7 protein-coding genes and 1 tRNA gene are annotated in these 12418 nt (G+C 71.5%); 1 reads left to right on the forward strand and 7 read right to left on the reverse strand.

Annotated elements, in window-relative coordinates; genetic code table 11:
- Window positions 1-25: 25 nt before the first annotated feature.
- From RH864_RS09175 to RH864_RS09200, 6 genes are all read right to left on the reverse strand, one after another.
- Entirely contained in the window at window positions 26-5410 is a 5385-nt protein-coding gene (locus RH864_RS09175; protein WP_310517235.1) for an Ig-like domain-containing protein, read from the reverse strand.
- A gap of 122 nt (window positions 5411-5532) precedes the next feature.
- Window positions 5533-6246 carry a hypothetical protein gene (locus tag RH864_RS09180; RefSeq protein WP_396129954.1) on the reverse strand — a complete coding sequence of 238 codons (714 nt, stop codon included), beginning with the start codon at window positions 6244-6246 and terminating at the stop codon, window positions 5533-5535.
- On the reverse strand, window positions 6234-7877 hold the full coding sequence (locus RH864_RS09185) for a serine/threonine-protein kinase (protein ID WP_310517236.1): 1644 nt from the start codon (window positions 7875-7877) through the stop codon (window positions 6234-6236). Before RH864_RS09185 ends, RH864_RS09180 begins: the two co-directional genes overlap by 13 nt.
- A complete protein-coding gene (locus RH864_RS09190; RefSeq protein ID WP_310517237.1) occupies window positions 7877-9172 on the reverse strand; it encodes an FHA domain-containing protein in 1296 nt (431 codons plus the stop codon). Before RH864_RS09190 ends, RH864_RS09185 begins: the two co-directional genes overlap by 1 nt.
- Entirely contained in the window at window positions 9169-10044 is an 876-nt protein-coding gene (locus RH864_RS09195) for a PP2C family protein-serine/threonine phosphatase (protein WP_310517238.1), read from the reverse strand. Before RH864_RS09195 ends, RH864_RS09190 begins: the two co-directional genes overlap by 4 nt.
- A 97-nt stretch (window positions 10045-10141) precedes the next feature.
- The gene (locus RH864_RS09200) at window positions 10142-11179 is read right to left on the reverse strand and encodes a TerC family protein (protein WP_310517239.1); all 1038 of its coding nucleotides are present in this window, start codon (window positions 11177-11179) and stop codon (window positions 10142-10144) included.
- Window positions 11180-11406: 227 nt separating this feature from the next.
- Between RH864_RS09200 and RH864_RS09205 the strand changes: the two genes are divergently transcribed.
- Window positions 11407-12162, forward strand: a complete 756-nt coding sequence (locus tag RH864_RS09205; RefSeq protein ID WP_310517240.1) for a TIGR00645 family protein — start codon at window positions 11407-11409, stop codon at window positions 12160-12162.
- Window positions 12163-12300: 138 nt separating this feature from the next.
- On the opposite strand, the gene RH864_RS09210 is transcribed toward RH864_RS09205, so the two are convergent.
- Window positions 12301-12376: transfer RNA gene (locus tag RH864_RS09210), tRNA-Glu, on the reverse strand.
- Window positions 12377-12418 lie beyond the last annotated feature (42 nt).

Raw genomic sequence — 12418 nt, forward strand, 5'->3', positions numbered from 1 at the left:
TCCTTGCGTTCGGGTCTCACGCGGGCTACCACGTGTTGTATCCGAGGTTGTTCCATTGGGTTCCGCTGATCGCGCCGAGCGTGCGGGAGGTGCCGCCGTTGATGGCCTCGAAGCGCACCGCGATCGTCTCGCCGCCGGCCCGGATGCCGAGGTGGTTCAGCAGCTGGAGCTGACCGCTCGAGCCGACCTGGACGGTCTGCTGGTAGCTGCAGCACGACCCGCCGTTGATCGTCGCGAACACGCGGTACTGCCCCGGGTCCATGTTCTGCCAGGTGATGCGCACCTCGGCGCAGCCGCCGCCGCCGCTCTGGCACGACCGGCTCGGGCCCTTGCCGATCGAGCCGGACGGCTGCGGGGGCGGCGGGTCGTTCACGACGATGCGCTGCGACGCGGGCGGGCCCGAGTTGTTGCCGCCGTTGACGGCGTACACCTCGACGGTGTGGTTGCCCGAGCCGATGCCGCCCCACGACTTCGACGTGCCGCCCACGGTCTCCCAGCCGCCGCCGTTGATCCTGACCCGGTACGAGATGTTGCCGCCGCCCTCGTCGCTCGGCGCGTTCCAGTCGGCGCGCACGGTCGTCGGCGCGTCGCCGCCCTTCGACAGCCGCAGGTTCTGCGGCGCCGTGGGCGTGCCCCACGGGGTGACCGCGGCGGACGGGTTCGACACGGCGCCCTCGCCGACCGCGTTCCTCGCCTGCACCGAGAACTGATAGGCCGTGCCGTTCCTGAGCCCGCCGATCGTCTGGCTCTTGCCCGCCGCGTCGGCGCCGAACGTCTGCTGGCCGCCGCTCCAGGTGACCACGTACTGGTCGATCGGCGAGTTGTTGTGGGCCGGCGCGTTCCAGCTGATCGTGGCCCTGCCGTCGCCCGCCTGCGCGCTCGGCGCGCCCGGGGCATCCGGCACGTCCCGGACGATGACCGTCACGCGCCCCTGCACCTCGCGCGCCGGGTCCTTCGTGCCGTCCGCGATGCGGTAGATGATGCTCAGCGTGCCTGTGAACGCCGAACCCGTCCGCACCGTGATGTCCTCGGGCGTGTGGCTCACCGACGCGTTCGACCCGACGCTGTCCTGCGCGATCTCGGCGCCGATGACGGTGAGCGGGACGTCGTCCTGCGCGAAGGGGTTGAAGTCGTTCGCGAGCACGTCGATGGTGCGGCTGTTGCCGCCGCGGCGGATCTCGATCTCGCCCGTCGACGGGTCGTCGACGGCGCGCGCCTTGGGCCGCGTCGACGATACGACCTTCACGTCGATGTAGCCGGGCACCGTGAACTCGTTGAACGTGAGGTCGAAGCTGAGCCTGGTCGACGTGCCGGGCTGGACGCCGAGCGGCGCCGACACCCGCAGCGTGTCGCCGTCCACGATCGACGCCTCGATCTCGTCGGTGGCGCCCTCCAGGTTGCCGTACGACACCTTCTCGATGTTGTCCGGGTTCGGCTGGTCCGTCGACGAGCGCAGGTCGACCTCGAGCGCGGCCTCGCCGGCCTCGATCGTCTCGGCGCGCGGCGTGAACGCGGGCGGCACGTCGTTGAACCCGGGGTCGCCGACCGTGATCGGCAGGGTCAGGATCGCCGTGCGGCCGACGGGGTCGTCGGCGCCGGAGCCGTCGGTGACCTCGAAGGTGAGCGTCGCGGGCCCGCGGTAGTCGGTCTCGGGCTGGAACTGCAGCTGCGTGGGCCCGACGAACGGGTCGGAGCGCGCGTTCGAGGCCGTCGCCGAGAGCACCGTCGCGGGCTGGCCGGACGGCACCTCGACGAGCTCGTCGACGCTCCACTCCTCGCTGCCGTTCATCGGCACGATGATCTCGGGCAGCGACTTCAGGTGCGGCGCGGGGAACTTGGCGCGCTCCTCGGCGTCGAGCTCCTCCTGCGTCTTGGGTCGCTGCTCCTCGGTCGGCTGCTCGTCCTCGCCCGTCGGCACCGGCGGCACGATGACGAACGCCATCGCCGACAGGTCGTCGAGCTCGTTGGTCAGCCGGAACGCGACGGCGTACCGGTCGCTGCCGGGCTCGACCGTGATGGTGCCGTCGGCGGCGAGATCGGCGCGCCCGGCGTTCGGGCCCTCGAGGCTCACGACGAGGTCCTCGACGAGACCGCCGGGGTTGGTGGCGTCCCGAAGCGGGTCGACCGTGACGCTCTCACCGGCGACGACCTGCGAGGGCTCGATGACCTGGTCCTCGGCGGTCGGCGGATCGATGACCGCGTCCTCGCTGACCGCGATCTGCAGGAACGCGGTGTCGACGCCGCCGTGCCCGTTGGAGATCTCGTACCTGACGACGTACGCGCCCTCCTGCTCGGGCGCGGTGACGACCACGCGCCTGCGGTCGCGGATCTCGGCCTCGATGCCCTCGTCGACCTCGGGCAGGTCGGCGACGTGCAGCGAGTACCCGCTCGGGTCGGTGTCGTTCAGCAGCACCTCGGCGCCGACCGTGCGGCCCGGCTTCATCTCGATCACGTCGTCGACGGCGTTCGGCGGCAGCTGCACGGGCGGCCGCGGGATGACGCCGATCCGGATCGTCCCGGTCGCCGTCGCGCCGAGCGCGTCCTCGACCTCGTACGTGAACGTGTCGGTGCCGCTCGCCCCGTCGAACGCCTCGTACGTGAACGACGTGCTGGTGCGCTCGATGATGCGCCCGAGACTCGGCGCGACGCCCATCTGGCGCACCACGACCGAGTCGCCGTCGGGGTCGATGCCGTCGAGCGGGACGTCGATCTTGACCGCCGAGCCCGCGAACGTGCGCGACGTCTGCGGCGTCGGGACGGGAGGCCGGTTCTCGGAGTCGCGGCCGACGACGGTGACGGTCAGCGTGGCGCGCGCGATCTGCTCGGTCTCGTCGCCGATCGTGTAGACGATCGTGCGCACGCCCGGCGAGTCCGGGGCCTGGAAGCGGAGGCGGTCGCCGTCGACGAACGCGAGCCCGTCGGACGCGCCCGACTGGTCGAGCTCGGGCAGCAGGTGGAAGCTCGCCGCATCGGGGTGGTAGTCGTTGTCGAGCACGGGCACCGACACGATGTCGCCCGCACGCACGATCGCGCTGTCGTCGATCGCGACGGGCGGCTGGTGCTTGACGAGCGGCGGCACCGGCACCACGGTGACGGTCGCCGTCGCGGTGTTGATGCCGTCGGACACGACGTACTCGAACTGCAGCTGACGGTCGATGGCCTCCGACGCGCTCACGCGCGCGACGGTGTTCGTGATCAGCTCGACCGAGACGAGCCCCTCGGTCCCCGTGTCGTCGATCGACTGCACCGCGAGCACGCGGCCGGACGGCGACACGTCGTTGGCGAGCACCGAGACCGACGTGGGCTCGCCGGGCCGCAGATACGCCGTGTCGGTGACCGCGATCGGCGGTGGCGCGTCGGCCGGCGGTTCGACGACCTGCACGCGGACGAGCCCGACGCTCACGTTGGTGCCCGCGCCGACGTCGTAGAGGAAGACCAGCTCGCCCGGCGTGGTGCTCGTGACCGTGATGGTGCCGCGCTCGGGGTTGACCACGACCGACGCGCCGTCGGGCGGGTCCTGGACGCCGAGCAGCTGGAGCGGGGCGCCCGAGGGCGACAGGTCGTTGATCAACGGCTCGACGACCACGGCCTCGCCGACGAACGTCTGCGCGTAGTCGGGCGTGCCGACGGGGTTCAGCGAGCCCGTGGGCTTCACGTCGACGGTGAACGTGCCCGAGGCCGACGCGCGCCCGTCGGAGACCGTGTAGGCGACCTCCTTGAGGCCGAGCTCGGCCGACTTGTGCTCGAAGGTCACGTAGCCGTCTGGGCTCGAGCGCACGACGTCGCCGCCCGTGGGCGACGCGTCCACGAGGAACAGGTCGTCGCCGTCGGGGTCGTTCCAGTCGGCGAGCAGGTTGTACGAGATGTGCTGACCCTGCTCGACGCTCACCGCGCCGTTGCGCATCGCGACGGGCGGCGCGTTCTCCGAGTCCGGCACGATCCGCAGGTTCACGGATGCCTCGGCGACGCCGCCGCGCCCGTCATCGGCGGTGTACCGGAACGACGTGGTGCCCGCGGCACCCTCGGCCGGCGTGAACTGCAGCGCGCGGCCGCCGTCGATGAGGTCGAGCGTGCCCGCGCCCTCGGGCACGCCGTTCGTCGCGGCGATCGTGAGCACGTCGCCGTCGGGGTCGGTGTCGTTCTCGAGCACCTCGATGACCGTGGTGCGCCCCGGGCGCACCCCGTAGTCGTCGTCACGCGCGACCGGCGGCCGGTTCACCTCGGTGCGCTCGGCGAGCGTGTCCTCGAACGTCTGCTGCGAGCTCTTCTCCTCGCCCTCGAGCTCGTCGGTCTCCTCTGGCGGGGTGACCTCTTCCCAGTTGTCGACGAGCCGCAGGTCCGAGTCGACGAGCCACGAGTCGCCGTTGGCCAGGTTGTTCAGCACGACCACGTCGCGGTTGACGCGGAACTCGAGGCGGGCGCCCGCGGTCGACTGCTCGAGGTCGATGCCGCGCGGCTCGGTGTCGTCGCACGCCGCGAGATACCGGCCAGCGTCGGCCCACGCGCCGTGCGCGCACGCCCCGACCCGGACGGGTGCGGCGACGCCCTCGGCGTCCGTCGCGGGCGCGGCGCCCTCGTGGGGGATCTCGCGCACGTCGCCGCCGCCGAGCGGCACCTCGAGCAGGGCGCCGGCGGTCGCGACGAGCACGTCGTCGTGCTCGGGACCCGACTGCTGCAACCGCAGGCCGGTCTCGGGCAGCTCGGTCCGCCGCTCGTCGACGATGATCGCGTTCTCGTCGCGGTCGAAGATCACCGCGCGCTCGCCGACTGCCGCGATCTCGTGTGCGCCGAGCTCGCCGACCTCGCGCTGCGTGGTCTCGTCGGCGCCACGCTCGAGCGTCAGCAGGAGGCCGTCGCCCGCGTCGGTCGCGAACACGGTGCCCTCGGCGCTGACCGCGACGTCGCCGTCCGCACCGAGCTCGGCGACCGGGTCGGTGCCGCGCCAGTCGAACGAGAGCTCGCCTCCGGCGGGCACGGCCCACAGCTCGCCGCGCGGGGAGAGCACGGCGAGCACGTCGCCGCCGTACGCGATGGTCGACGCGGGCGGCACGTCGATCCGCTGCACGAGCGTCGTGAACGCGGGGTCGACGCGCTCGATGGCGCCCGCCGCGGCGTCGTAGAGGAAGACGTCGTCGCCGTGCTGCACGACGTCGGTCTCGCTGGACGAGGTCGCGACCGAGGCATCCAGCTCTTCGATCTGCCGGTTCAGCCGGCCGGCCGCGAGCTCCTCTGCGTTGGTGACCCAGACGTCGCGCACGTGAAGATCGGGATCCGTCACGGGGAAGCCCTGGTGCAGCACCGCGATGCCGATCGGCACGCCCGCGAGCACCGCGATCGCGGCCGTGGTCGCGATGGGTTTCCGGGCAGCGAGACGAGAGCTCAGCCAGCCCATGCCATCACCTGAATCCACCCTCGCGCACGTGTCGGAACCGCAGCACCACCCCGCGGACCGCGATCTACCCTACATGCGGAGGACTGTCCCCAGAACGGGGACTACTCCCCATGACCCGGCAGACCGTATGCCGACGCCGCTCAGCCCGCCGACGCCTCGGCGTTCGCGTCGAGCAAGGGCAGGTCGTCGAGGCTCACCAGGCGGGTCGCCACCGCGTACTCGACGAGGCGCGCGCGCCGGTTCGTCGCGAGTCGCCCGCGCCCGCCGCGCAGGCCGTGCACGCCGATCTTGTCGAGCTTCTCGCAGACGTTGTCGAGCTTGCGGTTGAACGTGGTCATGCTCCAGCCGAGCCGCGCGGCCGCCTCGGCCGACGACGGCACGGTCGCGCGGCCCGCCGTGGGCTGCGCGAGCACGCGCTCGGCGAGCGCGAGGATGAGCAGCCGCTGGCTGGGCGTGAGCGAGACCGGCATGATCGTCGTGCCCGCGTCCGAGACCCCGGCCGTGAGCGACGTCGTGTAGACGTCGGCCTCGGCGTGGATCGTGAAGTCGTAGGTGGTCGAGCCCGCGCTGAACAGCACGTGCATCGTCTGGAACACGACGGGGAGCCGCGCACCCGGTGCGAGCCACGCCTGCACGCTGCCCGACGCGTCCGAGACCGTCGCCGAGAGCAGCTGCCCGACATTGTGCAGCCACCAGAGGTCGTGCGCCGCGTTCAGCGTGAGGAAGGTGCGGTGCAGGTACGGGTTGTCGTCGATGACGAGGTCGGACTCGCGGCCGATCCCGAACGGCCGGCCGGGTTCGATCGTCGTCCACTCCCCGCAGAACTCGAGCTTCAACGGTCTCACGTCGTGCACCCCCGCACCGTCTCCGACGTCTTGCTGCCGCGCTGCACCTGCACGTCGATGCACAGCACCTGCGCGGGGGTGTCGAGCGAGACCACGATCTCGTCGCCGTCGGTGACGGCGGGCTCCCCCGACCCGTCGGCACGCTGCCACCGGTACCGGTCGCCCTCCTCGGCGGGTTCGTGCGAGACCGCGAAGCTCGCGGTCACGTTCGTGCCGTCGGAGGAGACGATCCCCTCACCGACCTCGGGCTGCGGCACGGTCGCCGCGACCACGGCGTCCTCACCGGTCGCGGCACGCGACGGCTCGGCCTCGACGGCCCGGGGCGGCGACGTGACGGCGACCGCGATGGCGATGCCGACCGCGGCGACGACGATCGCACCGGCCACGCTCGCGACGACGACCCCGGCCCGTGACCCGCGCGCACGCGGCGCAGGCGAGGCCGACGCGTCGGGCCGCCGTGCCGGGCGCAGCACGGTGTGCTCGTCCGTCGCACCCGGCGCCGCGGCGGCAGGCGAGTGCGCCGCCGACGCACCCGAGCGGACCACGGTGCGGTCGTCGACCGCGTCATCCGGCGCCCGCTGCGCCTCGATGTGCTGCGGCGCGCGCGCCCTGGTCTCGTCGTCGCCCGGCTGCGCCTGGATGGTCTGCACCGACCTCGCGCGCGTCTCGTCGGCGTCGGCGGATGCCTCCGACCCACGCTCGGGCGCGACCGGGCCCGGCGCCAGGTTCGGCACCTCGATCGAGGTCGCCGAATACCCGAGCTCGAGCTCGATGCGCTGCAACGCGCGCGCGAACTCCACGGCGCTCTGGTACCGGTCGCCGGGCCGGACGGCCATGCCCGTGCGCAGCACGTCCTGCAGACTCCGCGGCACATCGGCCCGCCCGATCGCCGTGATCGCCCCGCGCTCGATCCGCCCGATGAGGTCGAGCGAGCCGTTCGAGCGCCCGGGGATCTCGAACGGCGAGCGGCCGGCCAGCAGCGTGTGCACGGTCGCCGCGAGCGAGAACACGTCGCTGCGGGTGTCGGCACTGGGATCGTCGTCGAACAGCTCGGGCGCCGACCACGGCACGCTCATACCGATGGCCGACTGACCGGTCCCGGTCGCCGCGTCCTCCTGCCCCGCGGTCATCGTGTGCACGGGAAGGTCGCCCTCGAGGGTCGACGAGATACCGAAGTCGCTGAGGGCGGGCCAGCCGTAGTCGTTGGTGAGCACGTTCGCGGGCTTGATGTCACGGTGCAGGATGCCCGCCGCGTGCGCGGTCGCCACGGCGCCCGCGATGCGGATGCCGATGCGCAGGGCGTCCTCGACCCCGAGCGGCGACCGCTTGACCTGGGCCGCGAGGTTCGGGCCCGAGCAGTACTCCATGACGAAGTACGGGCGGCCGTCCTCGGCCACGTCCGCGTGGAAGATGGTCACGATGTACGGGTGCGCCGACAGCTGTGCCATCAGGTTCGCCTCGGCGACGAACTGCGCCCGGGTGTCCCGCGTGAGGTCGTCGGCGAGCAGCACCTTCACGGCGACCCGGCGGCGGGGCAGCTTTTGCTCGTAGAGGAACACGTCGGCGAACCCGCCCGAGCCCAGGAGGCTGACGTAGCGGTACCCGGGCAGCTCGGGCGGATCGGCCGCCGCGCGCCGCATCAGCCGGCCACCACGGCGAACTCGACGCCCCCGCCGAGGTCGACGACCGTGCCCGCGAGCACCGGCGTCGGCTCCCCGGCCCGGAGCTTCACGGGGGCCCGGCCCGGCTGCACGACGCTCGTGCCGTTCCTCGAGTGCAGGTCGGTGACGACCACGGTGCCGCCCTCGAGTCCGATGCGCACGTGACTGCGCGAGATGTCGGGGTCGCCCGCGCCGACCACCACGAGGCGCGGCAGCGTCGTGCCGCTCGCGCGGCTCACGCTCGGCGACCGGCCGAGCACGATCTCACCCGTCAGCGGCTCATCGCCGCCGGGAAGGCGGAGCGTCATCGAGGGCGGGTCGGCCGACGGGTCGGCGTCCGGGCCGCGCACGGCATCGGATGCCTCGGGCGGCGTGCCGTTCGCGCGACGCTGCCGGAGCTCCTGCAGTGCGGAGACGGCGATCGTGAGGCCGTCGTGGTCGCCTCCCGCCCCGGGGCCGGGAGTCGCGGGCGTGGCGTCGGCGGGCGCCGGGATCCCGGAGATCGGGGACCCGGTCGGCGTGGCGGGCTTCGCGGGCTTCGCGGGCTTCGCGGGCTTCGCGACCACGATGGTCGCGTCGTCCACCTCCTCGCCCTGCTCATCGAGGGGCACCATGGTCTCCTCGGCCACCACGGTCGTCTCCGCCGTGATCGGCGCGAGCGGCTCGGGCAGCGCCGGCGGGTGGGCGGCTGGTGAGGGCTCAGCGGGTGACGCTGGGCCCGGCCCCGCAACGGCCGTCGGGGCCGCAGCTTCTGCCGAGGCATCCGGAGCCTGGGCCGCAGCCTCCGGCGAGGCATCCGGAACCGACTCGGCCGCAACCGACTCGGCCGCCTCGGAGGCCGAGGCGCCGACGAACGCCGGAGCCGAGCGCACGACCGACGCGGGAACCATGCCCTCGATGACCGGCCAGGCCTCGACGCCGTCCGCGACCGACGCGAACGGCGCGATCACCTCGAACTCGGCGTCGGCGGGGAGCACCCGCTCGACCCACGTGGACACGCCGGACGCGGTGACCTCTTCGCCCGCCGCCACGACCCGGAACCCCCCGCGGACGATGACGCGCGGGCGATCGCTGCCGGCGACGATCGCGAACGGCGGCACGTCGGCCAGCCCCTCGCGGGTGAGCCGGCCGAGCACGGCACCGACCGGGTCGGGCGCTGCGAGCGCGTCCCACAGGTCGGACCCGGCGCCGGCCGTGCGCGGGAGCATGAGCACCGCCTGCTCGCGCACGAGCGCGACCCAGCGGCCGTGGAGATCGACGACGTACGCGGTCATGCGGCCGGTCCGCGCCGTGGGGCGGTCGCCTCGACGCCCCGGCCGGCACCGCCGTCGCGGTCCCGAGTGGTGGCGTCGTCGGCCCGGGCGACGTCGCCGCTCTCCGACTCGACGACGACGACCGTCACATTGTCGCGGCCGCCGCGCTCGAGCGCGAGGTCGACGAGCTCGCCCGCGATGCCCGCGGCATGACCTCCGCCGCTCGCGAGCACGCGCGCGATGGTGTCGTCGTCGACCTCCTTGGTGAGCCCGTCGGAGCACACCAGGAAGACCTGCCGCCCATCCGCGGGCACGAGCCAGATGTCGGGCTCGACGAACGCGTCAGCGCCGAGCGCGCGCGTGATCACGTTGCGGTCGGGATGCCGCTCGGCCTCCTCGGGTTCGATGACGCCGGCGTCGAGGAGCTCCTGCACCGCCGAATGGTCGACGCTGACCTGCTCGAGCCGGCGGCCGTCCCACGTGTACACCCGCGAGTCGCCGACGTTGAACACCATCCAGTTCAGCACGCCTTCGCCCGCGTCGACGAGCGCGACACCGGCCAGCGTCGTCCCGGCGACCGCGGTGCCCTCCTCGCCCTCATCGCTCAGCGCACGCACCGCGTCGTTCGACGAATGGATGGCGTCGAGCACCTGCTCGGGAGTCGTGGAGCGTTCGGGCTCGAGATGCCGGCGGAACGTCTCCAGCACCGCACCGCTCGCCGCGTCGCCACGGGCATGACCGCCCATGCCGTCCGCGACGAGGTACACCGGCGCGGCCGCGAGATAGGCGTCCTCGTTGACGCTCCGCACCCGGCCGACGTCGCTTCGCGCACTGTACGCGACGACCGCCGACCCGTGCGGCAGCGAGGTGCTGCCCTCCTCGTCAGTCGACACGACTCACCTCCCGATCCCACGCGTGCCCAACCCCCGGAGCCCGGACACGCCGCACCCACGCTACCAAGCCGCGGGGAACCCGCCGCACACCTTGCGGCTACTGGTCGTGCTGCCGCGGCGCGTCCTCCGTGAAGTGCGGGACCTCCTCCATGAGGGTGTGACCGCGGCGCTTGGCGTCGAGACGGGCCTTGATCAGGCTCGCGACGGTCGCGACCGCCATGGCCGCGAGGATCACGCCGAGCGACATCCATGTCGAGATCTCGGGAGCCCACTCGATGTGCTCGCCGCCGTTGATGAACGGCAGCTCGTTCACGTGCATCGCGTGCAGCACGAGCTTCACGCCGATGAACGCGAGGATGAACGCGATGCCGTACTTGAGGTACTCGAGCCGCTCGAGCAGGCCGCCCAGCAGGAAGTAGAGCTGGCGCAGGCCCATGAGCGCGAACACGTTCGCCGTGAACACGATGAACGGACTCTGCGTGATGCCGAAGATCGCGGGGATCGAGTCGAGCGCGAACAACAGGTCGGTCGTGCCGATCGCGATGAACACGATGATCATGGGCGTGAAGAAGCGCCGGCCGTCGACCGTGGTGCGCAGCTTGACCCCGTCGTACTCGTCCGTGATCGAGACGCGCTTGCGGAGCACCCGCACGATGAACGTCTCGGAGTCCTCGTCCTCGTGGTTGCGCAGCTGCTGGATCGCCGTCCAGACCAGCCAGGCGCCGAAGATATAGAAGATCCAGCTGAAGTTCTCGATCAGCGAGGCGCCGAGCAGGATGAAGATGCCGCGCAGGATGAGGGCGATGATGATGCCCACCATCAGTACCTCCTGCTGCAGCTTCCTCGGCACCGAGAACCTCGCCATGATGATCACGAACACGAAGAGGTTGTCGATCGAGAGGCTGTACTCGGTGAGCCAGCCGGCGAGGAACTGCCCGCCGTGCTCGGCGTCACCGAGGATGAACATGAGCGCCGCGAAGATCAGCGCGAGTGCGACGTAGAACGCCACCCAGAGCGTGGACTCCTTGAACGACGGCACGTGCGGCCGCTTCAGGACGAGCAGCAGGTCGCCGATCAGGATCAGCGTGAGCACGACCAGGGATCCGATTTCAAACCAGGCGGGGAGCGCGAGCACGGGCGGCCTTTCGAGGGAGCTGGGAACGAGAACTGGGAACGACGAAAATGCGAACGTCTCTCCCTCACGCACCATCGGTGCGGTTACCACGCCCGGAGCGGCGGCGCTCGTATTGACGATCGTGGCCCGGAGCAGAGCGCTCCGCGGGATACTCCCCTTCGCTTCGAGGAGTCTAACCCGACCGCCCGTTTCATAGACTGCATTCGCCGAACTGAAAAAGGAGATCCGTGTCCTCCCCTACGACGACCCCGTCACCCCTGTCCGAATCCCGGTCCGCGCCATGGGGTCGCGCCATCGGCGGCCTCATCTTCATGAGCCGCTGGCTGCAGGCGCCGCTGTACCTCGGGCTCATCGTCGCCCAGGGCTTCTACGTCGTGGTGTTCATGTTCGAGCTCTGGCACCTGGGCGAGACCGTGCTCGCCGACCCGACCCATCTCGACGAGGCCGCCATCATGCTCGCGGTGCTCGGCCTCATCGACGTCGTCATGATCGCGAACCTGCTGATCATGGTCATCATCGGCGGGTACGAGACGTTCGTGTCGCGGATCCGCGTCGACGGGCATCCCGATCAGCCCGAATGGCTCAGCCACGTGAACGCGAACGTGCTGAAGGTCAAGCTCGCGATGGCGATCATCGGCATCTCGTCGATCCACCTGCTGAAGACCTTCATCGAGGTCGGCCCGCTCGACGACGACGGCATCGGCGAGGGCGACGACGGCTACACCTCGACGGGCGTCATGTGGCAGGTGATCATCCACTGCGTGTTCATCCTGAGCGCGCTCGCCCTCGCCTGGATCGACCGCATGTCGTACCACCGCGCGCGGCCGCACGAGACGCACGACGGACTGCCCGTCCCGTACCCGTCCGACGGCGCCGCCGCGTCGGGTGCGCGCCGCCCGCGCGACGCCCGTACACCCGACCCCTCGCCCAACGGCGACCACCCGCACCCATACGCACACGACCCCGCCGACCTGCGTCCCTGAACGGAGCCCAGGGTCGGCCGTCGTCAGTTCTTGCGGGTGCGACGCGCCTTGCACCCGCAAGAATCGACGTCGATCGCCGGTAAGCCGAAATGAGAAGAACCCCCTCCCGAAGGAGGGGGTTCTTCTCGGTGATGCAGCTGGTGACCCCAGCGGGATTTGAACCCGCGCTACCGCCGTGAGAGGGCGGCGTCCTAGGCCGCTAAACGATGGGGCCGTTTTTGCAACTCAGAGAGTATGACACACGTCTCAAAGCCTT

This window comes from Agromyces aerolatus (assembly GCF_031432255.1).
Lineage (GTDB): Bacteria > Actinomycetota > Actinomycetes > Actinomycetales > Microbacteriaceae > Agromyces.